Source organism: Mesorhizobium sp. M0518 (genome assembly GCF_040321125.1).
In the GTDB taxonomy this organism is placed as follows: domain Bacteria; phylum Pseudomonadota; class Alphaproteobacteria; order Rhizobiales; family Rhizobiaceae; genus Mesorhizobium.
This window is the reverse complement of sequence record NZ_JAMYQY010000014.1, coordinates 107,005-124,016: the sequence shown is the minus strand read 5'-3', so window position 1 is coordinate 124,016 and position 17,012 is coordinate 107,005. Positions and strand designations below refer to the sequence as shown.

Genomic DNA, 17,012 nt, shown 5'->3' with positions numbered 1-17,012 from the left:
GGTATGAGCAACGTCCTAGTTAAGCCAAAGACCGACCTGCCCGCCGTCACACTGCCCGACGTGACCCCTCTCTCCTCGCCCATGCTAGCCCAACTTACCGCCGCGTTGGGAGTCCCCCGCAATGTGCTCGCCGAGGACGACCAGATCGCCCATGCTTGGTCCCAGCTCCCACGCCTGATCAAGAAGATCCCTCCGCACCTGCGCGATGAGCGGATCGTCAAAATGTGTGTCGCCGTCGCCAGCGGTCTGTTCGACGCAGCCATCAACTACGTTTGGAACGCGGCCGTGGTGGAACTGCGTGACAAGGTGCGACGGTTCGGCATCAACGTCGTCCCTCAGATCCTCGACGACAAGTCCTTCGACGAGGACACGCTCCTCGACCTCAAGGACGCCGAGCTGCTCGACCTCTGCCGTAAGCTCAACCTGATCGGTGACGACGACTTCTTCTTCCTCGATCAGTGCAGGGCCACACGCAACAGTTTCTCTATCGCACACCCAGCTGCGGGGACGGTCGACGAAGACGAGTTCCTGAGCTTCCTAAGCCGCTGCCAGAAGCATGCGCTCTCGAGCGCCCACAACCCTAAGGGGGTGGACACAAAGTCCCTGCTCGCCGCGCTGAAAGCAACGAAGTTCAAGAAGGATCAACGACAAGAATGGGAACGCCGTATCCAGGAAACATTCGAGGCCCAGCGCGAACTGATCTTCGTCATGTTACACGGCATCTACTGTGACCCAGCGTCGGGAGAGGAAGCCCGCCTGAACGCCATCGCAATCTGCGAATCGTTCAGTAACGACCTTAGCCCCCGGACCAGGTCGGCGCTGGTGGATCGACACCAGGACTATAAGGCAAAAGGCGACGAAGCCCGTCAGAAGGCTTCGCTGCAGTTCTTCGAGACGCTGGGCCAATTGTCGCTGCTGAGCGAAGCCGAGGTTCACAGTATCTTCACATCAGCGAGTAGGAAGCTCTTAAGTGTGCACAATGGCTGGGATAACTTCCACAACGAGCCGCCCTTCGCCGATCGGCTCCTCAAGCTGTCGCGGAAAAACCGCGTTCCGGAAACAGCGCAGGCCACTTTTGTGGAGGCAGTCGTGACGGCAGCGACTGGCAACTCATACGGCGTCTCGAACGCGGCGTCGCCGTCCTACAATGAGATGGTGAAGTCGTTCTCGCCAAACGAGGTCAAGCTGATGCTGGATCTACCGAAGGCCTCAACCCTCGTGGCAAGTCGCATCAACTCGAACAGCGGCTGCGAGAAGCGGTTCCGCTCGCTCGTCGCTCTCGTTGATGCCAAGACGGTTCCTACGGGCTCGAAGAGCCTTTACGCAAAATGGGTTCCTAAGCTTTGATTCGCTGCGTTCCCGCTCACCCTGTTTCGCCCCTAGACTACTGTATGTAGGTGACCGGCAACCCGCTGGTTCGCAAAAAGGGGACGGCGAGGTTGAACGAGGAAGAACCCCCGGGATCAGATCCCGTCGCCAAGGCGTTTGCCTTCTTGTCCAAAGCCCAGAAGGCAGCCGAGGCGAAGGACGCACTCGGCATGATCGAGGCGCTTCATGCGAGTGGCTACCTCGCCGGTCTGAAGCGTATGCTCCAGTCCAAATGGTCCAAACTGCCTGCGGCCGATGTCGACGATAGCGTCGCCGAGGCGGTCGAAGGCGCGTATTCCGCTGTTTCGACAGGACGCAGGGTCGGCAGCATAGGTGCCTGGCTCTGGAAGGCGGCTGACAACATCGCGAACGGCCGATGGAACCGCGGCCACCTCGATATGCGTGAGATCGATGACGCGTCGGACTGCGCCGGCGAGATCGAACTATCCCCCGACGAGCGACGCGAGGCCGACGACCTCGCCGAATACCGGCGGACCGAAGCAGTGCGATTCGCACGCCAACTGCTCAGCGCGGTCGGTCACGGTCAAGTTCGGGACGTGATGGAACTCGTCATCGAGGCTGTCGAGGCAGGCGAACCCGACCTCTCTGCTGAAGTTGTCGCTGACACACTCGGCATTGGCCGGGACGCCGCGCGCGCGCTCATGTCGCGCGGGCTCGACCGCCTCAAGACCGCCGCTCGAAACCATGGGATCGAACTGCCCGAAGAAATCCCGTCCGACTTGGGCGCCAACGACAACGCCGAGAATATCGAAGAGGAAACCTACCAATGAATGACCTCTCCAATGAGTTCCGCGACCTCATCGCTGCAGCAGAGCGCGTCTCTGCCGACATGGGGAACATCGTCCGCGATGTATTGCAGGCTGGCCTCGATCAGCCTCTCGACCGAGACGAGGCTCGCACCCTGCTTGGTCGCGTGCTCACGGTGATGCGCGAACGCGCCGAGGCGCGCGAGGATCGTGTGGTTACAGCACAGATGACGGCGGATATCGACACGCTCATTGACCGCGTCGAGGCAGTGCGGGTCGCACTCCGCCCTCAAGAGCAGAGCCCAGCCGACCAGCCAAGTGTACAGCTTGTCAGCTATAACGGAGTCCAACCGCGACCCATCCGCCCCACGCCTGTGTTCCACGAACGGAGCGTCCCGGTATGGGAGGGCTTCGTCCGCACGCGTGACATCAATCTTTGGGGTGAGAACCAACGTATCGATATCCACCTGAACCAATTCTTCCAAGTCCATGGTCGGACGCCGGAGGCAGACGAGCTGTTGGCGATCATGCTCGGGAAGATGAGTCTGCCAGGGCTCGCTGAGGACGACCAGTTCGAGATTGAAGTGCTGGCACGCAGCATTGCGGCAAACGGCGTCCGCAAACCCCCCATAATCGACCGGGAAGGCAACCTCCTGGACGGCAACCGTCGGATCACGGCTTGTTACTTCATTTTGAACAGCAACGACTTCGACGCTGACCAGAAGCGACGCGCCGAGTGGGTGCAGGTATGGCAGCTGACAGAACACGCAACCGAGGACGACCGCGAGGCAGTCATCGTGTCGCTCAATTTCGAGCCAGATCACAAGCAGGACTGGCCTCAGTACGTGAAGGCGCGGAAGGTCTACGAACACTGGCAGGCCCTCCTCGCGCTAGAAGGACGCGCCAATCCAGCGCCGGCACGGCAGAAGGATATCCGCCGGGAGATCGCTCGCAAGTTCGCGATCGCCACGGACGAGGTCAGCCGTTATGTCGGGATGATTGAACTCGCATCGGAGTTCGAGGACTACCATGTCACGGAAGGAAAGAAGGACAAATACGCCGTCAAGCATAAGGCAGAGAAGTACTTTCAGTACTTCGATGAGTTAGGCAAAGGCCGGCGGAATGGTGTACTTGCAGCACTAAATGAAGACGATAGCTTCAAAAGCCTAGTCTACGACCTGTTGTATGACGGCAAGTTCAAGAACTGGAACCAGATCCGCGAACTCCGCTCGGTCTCTGAGAACGATGACGCGCTGACGTACTTCCGGGAAGCAGGTGACCAGCGGAACCAGAAAGAGGCACAGCGCCTTGTCGACACGGGGATTGCGCTCGCCAGGGCGAGTCGCGAAATCGAGCGCACGGTCGGTGCAAACAAGCGCGTTGAGATATTTACCAACTGGCTCGAGAACGCGCCGGTCAAAATCTTTCGCCCCGGCCCCCCGGACGCGCTCTCGCAGGAAAACCTCGACCGTTTGTACAGCGCACTGAAGCTGATTGAGAGCTACGTCGAGCCTACCGAAGCACCAACTTCGAACGAGGCCCACCATGCGGCATGAACAGTGGGCCGGTCAGACAGCCGCCGATGTACGTGTCGGCGACGGGCTCGATGGTCTGTATTTAACCGGGAGAGATCCCGCAGACGCGATAGGCCTGTTGGCCACGGTTAAGTCCGCGCTCGGTGCAAGTAACTCGGTGCGGCGCTCTGCCAACGGAGTATTCGTGCCGCACCAGCTCGCTGGCCAGCTCGAGCGGACTCAGCACCTTATCCTGCGGTGGACACCGGAGGCACGCCGTTTCGTTGAGAATAGGCGCCGTGCCTCCGAGGTCTTCGAAGAAGCTGTGCGTCACGTCCAGCGACTCAAGGCTGAGGGGTCGGACGCGGCCCGGACGGAGGTCGAGGACAGCGCGGGTCTCGCCGTCCTCGACGCGCATCAGGTTCTCAATGTCGCGGCCATGACGATCAAGAGGGGGTTCGGGCTCTGCGTTTTCGACGAGCAGGGCGCGGGCAAGACAGTCACCCTTATCTACGCGTTCGACCTTCTTGCCGCTAGGAATGAGGCTGATCGCGTCTTGATCATTGCGCCCAAGAGCATGGTGCCCGAGTGGCCGAAGGACTTCGGGCGGTTTAGGCCAGACCTCTACCGCATAGCAGTGGTCTCAGGATCTGCACGCGAGAAGCGTCGTGTGTTGCAGGATGACCCCGAGGTACTGGTCACTAACTTCGAAACTGCCGTGAGCATGGAGGGAGAACTCTCCGCACTTCTCCGCAGCCGTCCAGGCCGGACGGTACTCGCAGTCGACGAGTCGTTCTTTATCAAGTCCATGGACGCGCGGCGAACCCGCGCCATCCGGCGGCTCAGGGAGTGGTGTGGTCGCGCTTACGTGCTGTGCGGGACGCCCGCGCCGAATGCTCCACAGGACCTTGTCCAGCAGTTCAGCCTGGTCGACTTCGGCCTTGCCTTCGAAGGTGTCGAAGTCCCTACTGATCGAGCGGAGGCAGCTCCCGTCGTGCAGTCCGTCATCGACAAGCGTGGCCTCTACACTAGACACCTGAAGGCGGAGGTCTTGCCCGACCTCCCAGCGAAGAGCTTTCAACGCATCTTCGTCCCGCTCGCCCGGCAGCAGCGACGCCTCTACGAGCATACCCTTAACGAGTTGGTCTCCGATATCGAGCAGACCGACGAGAAGGAGTTCGGGCGTCGATACGCCAACTTCCTCGCCCGCAGATCTGCGCTCCTCCAGCTGTGCTCGAACCCCTCTGCGATCGATCCCTCATACAGCGAGACGCCCGCGAAGCTCGAAGCGCTAGACGCCGTGGTCAGACGGTTGATGTCTGCGAACGAAAAGGTGCTGGTGTGGTCGTTCTATACGCAGTCGATCACAGCCATTGTCGAGCGCTATAAGGCGCATGGAGCCATGCGCTACGACGGGCAGGTTACCGACATCGACACGCGTAGAGAGACGGTCCGCCGCTTCCAGGAGGACAACGAGTCGATGATCTTGGTGGCCAACCCGGCGGCTGCGGGTGCCGGCCTCACGCTACACCGTGCAAGATTTGCAGTGTACGAATCGCTGTCCAACCAAGCGGCGCACTATCTGCAGAGTCTCGACCGCATCCATCGGCGCGGCCAGCAGCGGGACGTTGAGTATCTCATCTTGCTCTGCGACAAGACCCTCGAGATCCAGGAGTATGAGCGGCTCGTGACCAAGGAACTGGCCGCACAGTCGCTCCTCGGAGACGTGGTCACCCCTCCGCCCACCCGCGATACTTTCTTGGAAGAGGCTCGAGCTGCCGCTGACCTCCTGATGAAAGATTGATAATGGGTGTGCCAAGTCAACAGCACGACGCGCTGCGACTGACGGACACATTGGCAGTCATTAACGGGTTCTAGACTAAGCAACCGTGCCTTTCCCGCGCTTCGCCTACACCTGTACGTCCGCCCGGGCAGAAGGGTTGTCGCGGCTCTCCGCATGGGATGGCTTGGTGCGACCAGCAACTTGTCAACCCGCATTGCTTTGGCGCTGGGAGTATCCCGCTGAGGGACATAGTGCCCAAAGGGGACACTCTGGGCACTTGGGACGCATGGGTCGGCACAGCTCTCGACCATGCTGGAGTACATTTACGTGGTAGTCGTACCGACAGTCCGGCGGCACCGCTGCTTCCAGATTAGCGACGAAAAGCCGGCTCGGAGCATCTCCAACAAGCATCAGTCGGCGGGACACGCGAGCAACGTGCGTATCGACCGGGAGCAGCTCGCGACCGAGGCTGTACATGAGCACGCACTTCGCGGTCTTCAGTCCGACGCCGGGCAGCGTCGTGAGGAAAGTCTCTGCGTCTCTGTCCGTCATCCGTCGGAGGGGTTCGAGTGTGACCTCGCCAAAGTCTCGGGCGAGTTGGTTGGCAATAGCCACCATACGTGGCGCTTTCTGGTTGGCGAGACCGGCATCTCCGATGAGCGCTTTTAGGACAGTCAGATCCATTTTCAGCAGTCGCGACCAGTTAGGCACAGCTGCCTTCAACCGGTTGTAGACACGCTCATAGCTCGGTCCTGTCGTCATCTGGGACAAGAGGATAAAAAAGAGCTCGTCGAGAGCGTCGTCTTTGTTATTCAGCCGCGGCGAGCGGTACCTCGCCTTCAGCAGGCCAGTCACCCGCCGCGCTTTCTCCGTCACAGTTCGTCGGCTCCTCGTACAGCTCAGGGACCTCCGCGACTGCGGGCAGGCGCATAAGCGCGCGGAGTTCATCTTCGATCTCAGGCGCCGCGTATGCAAGCGCATCTCGCCGCAGCCGGCCTGGTTCTTTGTACCAGCCAGTGATCGTCTCTGTCTCGGTATCGTTCCGCATACGCGGTGGGTTCACGATTGTCCGAGGACGCTTCATGAGCTTTGTCAACAGGTCGAGGTTGAAACACTCGACGTGCCCAAACCGTCCGGCAACCGAAGGCATAGACATGATGTTGCGGAGTGCACGGCCGGCTGCCTCGCCGAGGCCGAGTGGGACAGCGTTACCGACTTGCTCATATTTTTTGCGAACTGGGCCGGCGAATATCCAGTCGTCGGGGAACTCCTGGACACGAGCATACTCACGTACACTCAGCGGACGCAGCTCGGTCGGGTGACAGAGGCTCGTCGCTTTGCTATCGGGACGGGTCGTTAGAGCCGGACTCGGTCGATCCCAGGCAAGGCGGCGGAAGAAGCCAGACCGACCGCCCCATGAGTCGAACGCGCGACCGAGCGCCTCTTTGCGCACCTCATGTGGCAGGTCGCGCCAGTTGCCGCCCTCAGGCACCTGTTTCAGGAACTTCTCCCTGGCCGGGGAGAACGTGTAGAATTCTGGAAGCGGATCCGTGAGGCCGCCTACGGCATCCCGTAAAGTGCGCCATCGGGATTTGCCTTCCGCACCGTCCCGGATATGCGTCGGCACCGGCATCTTGAGGGCTTCACCGTCGCGGCTCCCCAGCAACAGGAGACGTTGCCGCGTCTGGGGAGTCCCGTAGTCCGCGGAGTTCAGGATGTCGAAGACAGTGTAGTATTTCAAATCTCGCAGGTGCTCCACGACGACCTGGAATGCCGAACCGAGCTCTTCGTCAGGTGCAAGGGGCGGGTGTCCCGGACCACGCTTGCTCAGCGGCCGGTGCCGGGCGGCTGCCGACAGAAGCCCGCGAACGTTCTCCATGACGAAGAACCGCGGCTGGCTCTCGCGCACCACCCGGACGAAATGCTCGAAGAGCTCCCCGCGAGGATCAGCGAGCGAGCCGCGTGCTCCGGCCGTGCTAAAAACCTGACACGAAGGGCCGCCCGCAACCACAACAGGGTCACCCGGCCTTAGGCCGGCTACCTCTAGGATCTCCTCTGTCGACACGCCCTCGATAGGACGGTCGATCAGCGGCAGATCCGGCCGGTTCTTCCGGATCGTTGCTACCGCATAGGGGTTGCACTCCAGAGCCACAGCCACACGGAAGCCAGCCCTCTCCAGGCCAAGGTCCAACCCCATAGCCCCTGAGAAAAGCGAGATCACCGGGAGATCCGGCGCGTCAATTGCGTCGGCCACTCTGCACCTCCAAGCCAAGTTGTAATTGCCCGCGGTTCACGTCCTCGAAGAGTCGGGTGAGTGCGAGTTCGATCACGTAGCGTTTCGTCAGCCGCGGGTGTCGTCGGTCGGTGACATCTAATAAGCCCTCATAGATCTTAGGCTCGACCGTGACTGTGAGCCGCGGCTCGTCCTTTTTCATATCGCGTATACCCCCAAGTGCTTCGGCACAAGAATACACCAAGACTCACCAAAGGTCACCAAATATCTGGCCCCGGTAGCGGGATTGCGCCGGACGAGGCTCCAGTGATCAGGCCTCATTGCGTGATCGAGGCGAAACTGTGCACCGCGAACAATCACGGCGGTGAACCGCGGCCGTGTAGCCGCCGCAACCGCCAGGCAGGCGAGCAGCAACGGCCCGGAGAACACCAGTTGCTCGGGGGCGATGGTGCGGGTCGCATCCTGCACCGCCATCATGACGGCGCCCGCCGAAGCATGGCGAGTAATCGGACAGCATGCACAGCATTCAATCCCCGAAGGGGGCAGTCGACATTCGACAACAGACATATGGCGCGGCGCGAGCGCTGGCGCTGTACAATCTACGAAGCGGCTCTCAATCCGAGGCGATGCCGTCCTTGATCCGTGTGAGGCGGCTTTCGCCTTCCTCCGGGCCGAAGCAGCTTTCGAAATCATCGCAGTCCCGGCAACTGGGGGAGCTGCACAGCGAAAAGCCTTCAGCCTCGCAGAGCTTTCGATAAAAGTATTTTTTCCATTTCATGTTTTGGGTGTTGCCGGCCGCCAGCGTCGGAAAATGCCAGGCGAGCAGGCGGCCGAGGTCGGTTCGATTGAAAAGGCCAAGGTCCTGCCAGAGGTGGTCATTGCGCATGGCACGCCGGGCGATGATCTTGGCGAAGCGGGCGCTCGCCGGGTCGCCATGTCGGGCATGCGCCAGCAGCAGTCCATGCAGAAGTTCTTCTTCCAGATCCGGCTCGGGCTCGCTCACCTCTTTCAAGGCAAACGCGTTGATAGGAAAAGCAGGGAAACAGCGGACCAGGACATCGCGCAGCTCGGCGCGCGAAAGTCCGGTTGCCTCCGTCGCCGTTGCCTCGCCGGCCTCGATCTCCTCGAGCGCACGTGAAAGCACACAGGCAAGCACATGCTGGTCGAACCTCCTCTCCAGCTCAATGTGCGGCCATTGGCCGGTGCTGAGCCGGGCATAATGTTGGGCAAATATGGTGCGTTCTCCTGGTTTCGTCCTATCAATTCATGCAGAGACCCGGCCTGCCGCAACATGGGTCGGGCAGTTCTTCGGGTGTACGCAGTCGCGGATCGCCTCGCGGTCGAGTAGTTCGGCAATTCTCGTCTGGTCCACTCGGCTCTGTCGCAAATTCTGTGATTGGAAGGAGGCGTTTCGCGAACCCCGGGCCCTGCCGTTTGCGCCTCACGGGGAACACAGGCGCCGGAAATGCCCCCGCGGGGTGGGACGTGAACCGTGCGGGACAGAGGTCGCGTGCTGAGTGCGGCCACATGGTTCAAGCCGCCAGACTCACGGTTGAATGACGTCTGATTCAGAGCGTCAGCGAGTGAGTTCCAGCGCACGTTCAGGACAGGATCGCGCGCCTCGCGATGCAGGCAGTTCCTCCCCTTCCGCAACTTCAATGTCACCAGGCAGGACATAGCCCTCGTCATCAAGCTTGAAGATGTCCGGCGCTTGCGCCGCGCATCGCGCGTGACCCTGGCATTTGGCCTTTTGGACGATGATGCGCATGGCGCTGCCTCCATTGTCTGTGCCCCGGCTCGGGGCGGGCCTAAGACCAGTCCAGGATCAAATTTTCGATCCCGAACACATGGCCGCCAGAAGTTATCGGCGCCGTACCCTGCTTGATCCTGAAAGCCGGGACGCGCGCCAGCCACTCCTCCAGGCCAATGACAATCTCCCGCCGGGCAAGGTGTGAGCCAAGGCAACGGTGGGGACCATAGCCAAACGCTGCGTGGCGGTTGTCCTCCCGCTCTAAATCAATCGTGTTGGGGCATTCGAATTCCGCCGGGTCACGATTGGCAATCATCGTGGCGCAGGAAACATAGTCCCCCTTCCGGATCGGCGCGCCTTCGAAGTCGATATCTTTCGTGGCCACGCGGATCAACTGAATGGGCGGATAGGCCCGCAGCAATTCTTCGGTTGCGAGCGGGATGCGGTCCGGTTCGCTCCGCAGCAATTGCTGATCTTTTAGGTTGCGTGCGAGGTACGCCAAGTCAAAGCCTATAGCTGCTGCGACCGTGTCGAGCCCAGCGACGAAGACAAGCACGCCGATGCCGCGGACTTGGGTGTCCGTCAGCCGGCGGCCCTCGACCTGTGCCTGCACGATGAAGGTCATGAAATCGTCAACCGCCTCCTGGCGGCGCATGGCTGCGAGTTCGTCGATGAATGCCACGATCGTCCGGGCAGCCACAGGTCGTTCCTTATCGTCGCCGTGGAGCAGATCTTTTCCCCAGCCGACGAATGTATCGAGTCGGTCATCGGGCAACCCCAGAAAGCGAAGAAAGGTGCTCACCGCGAAAGGAAAGGCAAAATCCTTCATCGCGTCGCAGCTTATGCCCGATGCGACAATTCTATCGATCAACATGATCGCTTGCTCGCGGACAGCCGGCTCCAACACCCTCACCCGCTTTGGCGAAAGCAGCGGACTGAGCAGTGAGCGAAAGACGCCATGGGCCGGTGGATCGAGCTCAAGCGGGATCGTCGGCCAGTTTTCACCCATTATGGAGGAGAAGATGCTGCGATGGCTGGAAAAAGTCTCTGCGTCCTGCAGCACCTTCCGCTGGTCCGCGGCACGGGTGATGACCCAGGTACCCCGGCCATCTTGCGTGTTGTAGCGGGAGTAAAAGATCGGAGGCCCGTCATGTACGCGAGCGACAGCTGCGTGTGGATCCCCGTTGAGTGTTGGTGGCATCCCTGGCGATGTAAACAGGCTGAAATCGCTCACCATTTCGGGCGGGACATGATCTGGAACGGGGTTGGTTGCCATTTTGCTTTCTCTACATTGGCGTTCATGGCTCGATCGAGATTGCACCGCTGTTCATAAAGTCGATATCCAGCATGGGTGCGTCTCGTGTCGGGCGCCTTCGAGATTCTGTCGCCCGATCAGCCCACTGCCAGCGCGGATGAGATCGGTTGCGAAATCAATCAAAAGGCATCTCCGCCGCGCTGCGGTCATGAAGCAAAGCCGCCGCTTATCCCCGATAGGGTTGAGAGGTGGTCAATCACCGCTGAGCTCCGTGACGCACTGCTGACGCCCCGCTGACCAAATTATCGAAGCAAGTCGCGTGCCGGATAGGCGTACCCCTAGCCTGCGCCAAGCGACGCCAGCCAGCACTGGGCCCGCCGCCACTAAGTTGATGATCACCTGTCCACCATTCTCAGGACAACGTCCGACAACCGACATCCACGGTCGGTTTCGAGTCCGCGACATCGGCCTGTTCGGCCTGGCTGCTGCTGCACTGCCTTCCGGTGACGGGCGAGAAGATCGCTCGCACGGCCTGGATTGAGCAACGACGCAATCCAGCGCACGGTTCGGGTGCGGTCCGATAAGACCCGGCGGCGCTTCCGCTTCGGTTCGGCGCTGATGGCATATGCGTTGTTGTAGCCGCTGCAAGGATTTCCGTCAGACGGCGATGCACTCGTGCGCACCGGTCCGGCCGCGACGAGCTTGACTGTATCGATGCGGTCCATTCCGGCGTGCACACCCAACCGTCCGTATGCGCTTATGAAGGCAAGCCTTTCCGCACATGGACCTAAATTCCTCGCGAGCCGCTGTCGGAACGTGCTGCCGAGTCCTATGGCGGCCGGTTCAATCCGAGGACCTGTCGGCAGTCAACACACCCCTGGACGTCGGACCGGGAACGCGTGGCAGACTCTCGGCCAGAAACCGCCAGTCGCTGCCCTCGCGTTCGCCTTCCTTGCGCCTGCCGAAGAACTGGATGATCATCTTGCCGTCCGCGCCATAGGCTTCAATGGACGTGACGTGACCGTCCCTCGTCGGCTTGCGCACGGCCCAGACCTCGCGGATGCGATGGGTCCTAAGATGCAGATGGAAGGTCTCGTCGAGCACATTGATCCGCGGCCCGATCTGCTTGACCGACTTGATCGGGCCGGAATGGATCTGGATGCAACCACGATTGCCGACAAAGCACATGATCGGCATCTCGTCTTCGGCCGCCTGTTGGAACAGGGCGCCAACGGCATCATTGTCGAGCAGCCAGGCGTTGTCCTCGTCGGCCATACGCATAGCCTGGCAGCGGCTGAGCTTCAGTGTCTTCAACATATCGTAGAACTGATGCACGTCGCTTAGCCGGCCCCAGTGCTCGCGTAGGTCGTCGACCGTGGCGGCGTGGTCTGGACTCACTGCGTTATCGCGCGCCCCGCTCGGCTCGAGCGATATGATCGGCTCCTGATCGGAGGATACAAGCTCTGCCGTCAGATCCTGATAGGCCTGCAGGTTCGAGGCGGGCCTGAGATGAGCTTTGTGCATCGCCTCGCCGGTGGCATCAAAGAATTGCAGGCTGCGGCGGATCTCGGCTCCCTCGCGCTTCTCGACGGCGAAGCCATACGCCCACGCTTTCGGGAAGATGCGCAGGTCGATCCCGTCGCCGAGCAATATGGCATGCTGGTTGCCGGTGACCACTTTGCCGTAGACGCCGATCTTTTGGTGCACGGCACTATCGTTGCTGGTGACTGCCATCACCTCGCCGACCGCTTCGAGGCCGGTCAGCAGATCATCGACGCGCGGCTCGATGCGCACCGCGCCATGACCACAATGCGCCGCGACCAACTCGACTTCCGAAATGCCCAATCGAGCGGCGAGATCATGCTCCCGGATCTTCGGATTGTCTTTGCACGCCCGCCGGATTTCGTCGGGCGACGGTTTCTCGCGTTGGTCCATGCTTACCCCTGTTTCTACGACGTGTGAGGATCATCTGCCCTGCCCGGGTATCTTCAGCCGATAAGGCGCGCCGAAAGATCCTGATCTGCTGCTGGCCCATGAACAAGGTGTCGCTGGACAGCGTGCGCACGGCGTCGCACCCGCGCGAAAACCGGCGAGCAGGCACATGCCAATGGCATCCCATCGAGCCGGTCGGCCGCTACTGGGCGGTGGGTGAGCGAGTGTGGGTGTTGTCGCAATCGGCCAAGCGGGCATTCGGATGCCACGGGCGGCGCTGCTTTGCCAAACAACGCGTGTCTGACCCGGTCCTGACATGTTGCTCCCTTGGCTTCGCCCCATCCATCGCGCGGGCACCCACGGCATGGTTGTGGATCGGCATGCTCTTGCCGTCTCGCCAAACGGAGCTTCAAAAACCGTGCCAATTGCGCCGAAGCAAGCTCAGAAGAAGTTCTGTACTTGGTGATGTGAGTTCAACCGGGAACTCAGGCCCAACATCCCTGGTGGCGGGACCGGACAAACGACAGTACGTGTCGGTTTGCCGACACCTTCGCTGCAATGCACTCACAAGAAGCACGGCAGTGTCAGAGATGCCGCGCTGTGTTGAAACGTTTTTTCGCTTTGGCACGGTGCATGCGGCGTGATGCGCAAGCCGGTCCTGGACTGAGGAGAATGGAGCCATGATTACGCTCACCGACAACGCCGTTGCCGCCTTCAAGACTGCTCTTTCCCGCGCCAGCGAGCCGGCGGAAGGCTTTCGCATCATGGTCGAGGCCGGCGGCTGCGCCGGCTTCAAATACTTAATGGGCCTGGAGAGCGTGTCGCGCGAGGGCGACGCGATCACTGACACCGATGGGATCAAGCTGTTCGTGGACACGGGCTCCCAACCCCATGTAGCCGGCATGACCGTCGACTTCCTCACCGGGCTCGAATCTTCCGGTTTTGTCTTCGATAACCCCAATGCGCGCGAAAAGTGCGGCTGCGGCAAGTCCTTCAGTTAAACGCCCGAAGCGCCTGTGCGGCCGACAGACTGATTTTGCGGCAGAGGAGACTTATATGGCCGGCACAACAGATGTCCGCGTCCTAAAAAGCAAGACAAGGTCAAAGCCGATCTCGGGACCGCCATTCGCTCCCAGTAGGATTCAAAGAAAGTCGCCTCCCGAAGCAGCTCGGTTCCTGGTGGCACCCGAGCTGCTTGCGGGCAAATCGCGCCGCTGCGCCAAATTCGGCTCATCGGTAGCGTTATCGCGTTCGGGCGTCCTTACCTGCGGGCTGACCTGCGGCCACTGCGAACATGTCCATATCGACGGAGATCCGATTTACGCAAACACTCCGGGCGTCTGCGCGCGCTGCCAGTTCAGGCCCATTATCATCAACGGCATGAGCAGAGGCTCAACGAGTCGGTCTAGCGCTCGCGTCATTCTGTTTAACTGAGGATCGCACCTATGAAGCCTGTCTACCTCGACAACAACGCAACCACACGGGTCGATCCTGAGGTCGTGCAAGCGATGTTGCCGTTCTTTAGGGATCAATTCGGCAACCCTTCGTCGGCACACGCTCTTGGCGCTTCAGTCAGTGCGGCGGTGAGAAAGGCGCGGAGGCAGTTGCAAGCGCTGATCGGCGCGGAGTTCGACGATGAGATCACCTTCACCTCGGGTGGGACAGAAAGCGACAATGCAGCGCTTCTTTCAGCGCTCGAGGCGGCGCCCAACCGAACCGAGATCGTGACGTCCGCGGTCGAGCACCCCGCCGTGCTGACGCTCTGCGCGCATCTTGAGAAGACCCGCCGCGTCAAGGTGCACAGCATCCCGGTGGACTGCCGTGGTCGGCTCGACCTCGACGCCTATATGGCCGCCCTCACCCCACAGGTGGCAATCGTATCAATAATGTGGGCGAACAACGAGACTGGTGTGATCTTCCCCGTGGCCAGGCTTTCCGAGTTGGCCAAGGAAGTGGGCGCCCTATTCCATACCGATGCTGTGCAGGCGGTCGGCAAGCTTCCGATGGACCTGAAGTCGACCGTAATCGACATGCTGTCGCTCTCCGGCCACAAGCTGCACGGGCCGAAAGGGATCGGTGCCCTTTTCGTAAAACGTGGCGTCAACTTCCATTCGCTGATCAAGGGGGGGCACCAAGAACACAACCGGCGTGCTGGCACCGAGAATACGCCCGGCATAGCCGGGCTCGGCACGGCGGCCGAACTCGCCTTGAAGTTCATGGACGACGAGACCACACGGGTAAAGTCGCTCCGCGATCGTCTGGAGGGCGGAATCCTCCAGCGCATCCCAGGCACCTGTGTCACTGGTGATCCCCTGGAACGGTTGCCCAACACCGCAAACATCTCCTTCGAACATGTCGACAGTGATGGAATTCCACTTCTCCTCAGCCGCATTGGCATCGCGTGTTCCTCTGGCTCGGCCTGCACCTCCGGCTCTCTGGAACCAAGCCATGTCCTAAGCGCGATGAAAACGCCGCACGCGGCAGTCCGCTTCTCCTTGGCGCGGGACAACAGCGAAGAGGATATCGACCGGGTGCTCGAGGTCATGCCGGCAATCGTGGGGAAGCTGCGCAGCTTTTTCGGTTCTGGGCCGGGTAATCCGGTCTATGCGTGAGCGGCAGAAGAACAGGCTACCGGTCATGACCCGTCATGTCTCTCTCAACGATACGACGTTGCGCGATGGCGAGCAGGCGCCGGGCGTCGCCTTTACCACGACGGAAAAGCTGGAGATCGCTGAGTCTCTTGCGGCGGCCGGCGTGACAGAGATCGAGATCGGCACGCCGGTCATGGGCGTCGACGAGATCGAAACAATTCGCGCCGTGGTCGCGCGGCGTCTTCCGGTTCGGCTCATGGCCTGGTGCCGGATGACGTCGTTGGATCTCGATGCAGCGATCGAGAGCGGGGTCCAAGCGGTCAATTTGTCGCTGCCTGCGTCGGACATCCAACTTGCCGCCAAGCTCGGCCTCGACAAGGCGGGAGCGCTCCAGGTCATCGATGATATGGTCAGGCGCGCCGCCGCCGCCGGCTTCTTCGTCGCGGTGGGGTGCGAGGATGCCTCGCGGGCCAATCGGGATCATCTCGCCCGCGTCATCGAGACGGCCGCACGCGCCGGCGCAAGCCGCGTGAGGCTGGCCGACACAGTCGGTGTTCTCGACCCGTTTTCAACCTTCGAACTTGTCGCCCAGCTGGTGGTGCAGTCTCCAATCGACCTTGAATTTCATGCGCACAACGATCTCGGACTTGCTGGCGCCAACACGCTAGCCGCGATCCGCGCAGGCGCGCGCCATGCCTCCGTCACCGTCCTGGGGCTCGGCGAGCGTGCGGGCAATGCCGCGCTGGAAGAGGTGGCCGCCGCGATGGCGGTCTTCGGCGGCGCAGATACCGGCATCGAGCTGACCGCATTGCCCGGCCTCGCCGCCGAGGTGGCCTGGGCCGCCCGCCGGCAGACCGCGGCCACTAAGCCGGTCGTCGGCGCCGATGTTTTCACCCACGAATCCGGCATTCACGTCGCAGGGCTGCTGAAGGACTCGCGTACTTATCAGGGGCTTGATCCGGCTCTCGTGGGCCGCTGCCGGCGGATCGTCATCGGCAAGCATTCCGGCGCCACTGCGATTGCCCATGTGCTGAGCGAAAGCGGTCGCGATCTCGACCCGGATCTGGCAGCCGCGATGGTAGCCCGCGTTCGGCGCGAGGCGGCCGAGACCAAATCGACGCTCACTGCAACTCAACTGGTCGAGCTCTACGATAAAATGTGCAGCGAGGCGTCCCTCTTCGAGCTGTGCGGGTCCAGGTCAGCCGTGCGAGCGCGCGCAAAGGCCACAGTTTTGCGACCAGGGAGAATGCAATGAGTTGTTCCGCTGACAGCCGCCCCATCGATGTCACAGACATCCTCGCACGACTGAAGCGCCTGTCGGCCGCGGAGGAGTTCTTCTCAGTCCTTGGCGTCTCCTATGACCCCAAGGTGCTGAATGTCTCGCGGCTCCATATAATGAAGCGCGTGGGCCAATACCTTGCCGAAGAAGATTTCTCCGGTCTGCCCGACCAGGTGATTGCCGCGAGGGTGCGCGCGACGCTCGAACGCGCTTACGAGGACTTTGCGATTTCCTCGCCGCTCACGCATCGGGTCTTCAAGGTGCTCAAAGACCACGATCCGAACAGACCTGCCGCGCCGGGTCACACCTTTGTCCCGTTCGACTCGGTACTGAAGCGGTTCGGACGGGAATGAGCGGCGACAAGGGTTGCGACGCGACAATGTCGAGCAGCCGACAAATCCGGTCATCACCACAGCGCCGTCAGAAGCAACCAGCCGAAGTTGTAGGAAGGGGGCAGCGCAAGAGACTTGGCACGAATTATGCGGATCAAGGAGATAACCTCAATGCCCGCACCCGGACAGGAGCCTAGAGAAACCGCCA

General features: G+C 61.1%; 15 protein-coding genes. 8 read left to right on the top strand and 7 right to left on the bottom strand.

Annotated features, from left to right (window positions below; translation table 11 throughout):
* Window positions 1-3 precede the first annotated feature (3 nt).
* From NKI66_RS20725 to NKI66_RS20710, 4 genes are all read left to right on the top strand, one after another.
* Entirely contained in the window at window positions 4-1,347 is a 1,344-nt protein-coding gene (locus tag NKI66_RS20725; protein WP_352554125.1) for a hypothetical protein, read from the top strand.
* Between the two features lie 92 nt (window positions 1,348-1,439).
* Window positions 1,440-2,159: an RNA polymerase sigma factor gene (locus NKI66_RS20720; RefSeq protein ID WP_352554124.1), complete on the top strand. Its 720-nt coding sequence runs from the start codon at window positions 1,440-1,442 to the stop codon at window positions 2,157-2,159.
* A complete protein-coding gene (locus tag NKI66_RS20715; protein ID WP_352752790.1) occupies window positions 2,156-3,691 on the top strand; it encodes a ParB N-terminal domain-containing protein in 1,536 nt (511 codons plus the stop codon). Before NKI66_RS20720 ends, NKI66_RS20715 begins: the two co-directional genes overlap by 4 nt.
* A complete protein-coding gene (locus NKI66_RS20710; RefSeq protein WP_352554122.1) occupies window positions 3,681-5,453 on the top strand; it encodes a DEAD/DEAH box helicase in 1,773 nt (590 codons plus the stop codon). Before NKI66_RS20715 ends, NKI66_RS20710 begins: the two co-directional genes overlap by 11 nt.
* Window positions 5,454-5,636: 183 nt before the next feature.
* Here NKI66_RS20710 and NKI66_RS20705 read toward each other — a convergent pair whose 3' ends face one another.
* The 7 genes from NKI66_RS20705 to NKI66_RS20675 all read right to left on the bottom strand — a co-directional run bounded on the left by NKI66_RS20705 (window position 5,637) and on the right by NKI66_RS20675 (window position 12,605).
* Window positions 5,637-6,194 (bottom strand): endonuclease III domain-containing protein, encoded by a 558-nt coding sequence (locus NKI66_RS20705; protein WP_352752872.1) that lies wholly within the window; start codon window positions 6,192-6,194, stop codon window positions 5,637-5,639.
* A gap of 46 nt (window positions 6,195-6,240) precedes the next feature.
* Complete coding sequence (locus NKI66_RS20700) at window positions 6,241-7,686, bottom strand: DNA cytosine methyltransferase (RefSeq protein WP_352752787.1); 1,446 nt, start codon at window positions 7,684-7,686, stop codon at window positions 6,241-6,243.
* Entirely contained in the window at window positions 7,670-7,867 is a 198-nt protein-coding gene (locus NKI66_RS20695) for a hypothetical protein (RefSeq protein WP_023766888.1), read from the bottom strand. The genes NKI66_RS20700 and NKI66_RS20695 overlap by 17 nt, the downstream gene beginning before the upstream one ends.
* 411 nt (window positions 7,868-8,278) lie before the next feature.
* Complete coding sequence (locus tag NKI66_RS20690; RefSeq protein ID WP_023778156.1) at window positions 8,279-8,899, bottom strand: nitrogen fixation protein NifQ; 621 nt, start codon at window positions 8,897-8,899, stop codon at window positions 8,279-8,281.
* 342 nt (window positions 8,900-9,241) lie between these two features.
* Window positions 9,242-9,433: a ferredoxin gene (locus NKI66_RS20685; RefSeq protein WP_352752785.1), complete on the bottom strand. Its 192-nt coding sequence runs from the start codon at window positions 9,431-9,433 to the stop codon at window positions 9,242-9,244.
* A 40-nt stretch (window positions 9,434-9,473) separates the two neighbouring features.
* Window positions 9,474-10,691, bottom strand: coding sequence for a cytochrome P450 (locus NKI66_RS20680; RefSeq protein ID WP_352752783.1), 1,218 nt, complete (start codon window positions 10,689-10,691; stop codon window positions 9,474-9,476).
* Between the two features lie 822 nt (window positions 10,692-11,513).
* Window positions 11,514-12,605 carry a hemin-degrading factor gene (locus NKI66_RS20675; protein ID WP_352752781.1) on the bottom strand — a complete coding sequence of 364 codons (1,092 nt, stop codon included), beginning with the start codon at window positions 12,603-12,605 and terminating at the stop codon, window positions 11,514-11,516.
* A gap of 677 nt (window positions 12,606-13,282) precedes the next feature.
* On the opposite strand from NKI66_RS20675, the gene NKI66_RS20670 reads away from it, so the two are divergent.
* From NKI66_RS20670 to nifW, 4 genes are all read left to right on the top strand, one after another.
* On the top strand, window positions 13,283-13,603 hold the full coding sequence (locus NKI66_RS20670; RefSeq protein ID WP_352601193.1) for an iron-sulfur cluster assembly accessory protein: 321 nt from the start codon (window positions 13,283-13,285) through the stop codon (window positions 13,601-13,603).
* A gap of 444 nt (window positions 13,604-14,047) precedes the next feature.
* Window positions 14,048-15,214: a cysteine desulfurase NifS gene (gene nifS / locus NKI66_RS20665; RefSeq protein WP_352752779.1), complete on the top strand. Its 1,167-nt coding sequence runs from the start codon at window positions 14,048-14,050 to the stop codon at window positions 15,212-15,214.
* 25 nt (window positions 15,215-15,239) lie between these two features.
* Window positions 15,240-16,448, top strand: a complete 1,209-nt coding sequence (gene nifV / locus NKI66_RS20660; RefSeq protein WP_352581873.1) for a homocitrate synthase — start codon at window positions 15,240-15,242, stop codon at window positions 16,446-16,448.
* Window positions 16,445-16,825 (top strand): nitrogenase stabilizing/protective protein NifW, encoded by a 381-nt coding sequence (gene nifW / locus NKI66_RS20655; RefSeq protein ID WP_352752777.1) that lies wholly within the window; start codon window positions 16,445-16,447, stop codon window positions 16,823-16,825. The genes nifV and nifW overlap by 4 nt, the downstream gene beginning before the upstream one ends.
* Window positions 16,826-17,012 lie beyond the last annotated feature (187 nt).

Excerpts from the sequence above, each read along its gene's own strand:
- NKI66_RS20725 (WP_352554125.1), top strand. The coding sequence starts at position 4 with ATGAGCAACGTCCTAGTTAAGCCAAAGACCGACCTGCCCGCCGTCACA.
- NKI66_RS20715 (WP_352752790.1), top strand. The coding sequence starts at position 2,156 with ATGAATGACCTCTCCAATGAGTTCCGCGACCTCATCGCTGCAGCAGAG.
- NKI66_RS20710 (WP_352554122.1), top strand. The coding sequence starts at position 3,681 with ATGCGGCATGAACAGTGGGCCGGTCAGACAGCCGCCGATGTACGTGTC.
- NKI66_RS20705 (WP_352752872.1), bottom strand. The coding sequence starts at position 6,194 with ATGACGACAGGACCGAGCTATGAGCGTGTCTACAACCGGTTGAAGGCA.
- NKI66_RS20695 (WP_023766888.1), bottom strand. The coding sequence starts at position 7,867 with ATGAAAAAGGACGAGCCGCGGCTCACAGTCACGGTCGAGCCTAAGATC.
- NKI66_RS20685 (WP_352752785.1), bottom strand. The coding sequence starts at position 9,433 with ATGCGCATCATCGTCCAAAAGGCCAAATGCCAGGGTCACGCGCGATGC.
- NKI66_RS20680 (WP_352752783.1), bottom strand. The coding sequence starts at position 10,691 with ATGGCAACCAACCCCGTTCCAGATCATGTCCCGCCCGAAATGGTGAGC.
- NKI66_RS20675 (WP_352752781.1), bottom strand. The coding sequence starts at position 12,605 with ATGGACCAACGCGAGAAACCGTCGCCCGACGAAATCCGGCGGGCGTGC.
- NKI66_RS20670 (WP_352601193.1), top strand. The coding sequence starts at position 13,283 with ATGATTACGCTCACCGACAACGCCGTTGCCGCCTTCAAGACTGCTCTT.
- nifS (WP_352752779.1), top strand. The coding sequence starts at position 14,048 with ATGAAGCCTGTCTACCTCGACAACAACGCAACCACACGGGTCGATCCT.
- nifV (WP_352581873.1), top strand. The coding sequence starts at position 15,240 with ATGACCCGTCATGTCTCTCTCAACGATACGACGTTGCGCGATGGCGAG.
- nifW (WP_352752777.1), top strand. The coding sequence starts at position 16,445 with ATGAGTTGTTCCGCTGACAGCCGCCCCATCGATGTCACAGACATCCTC.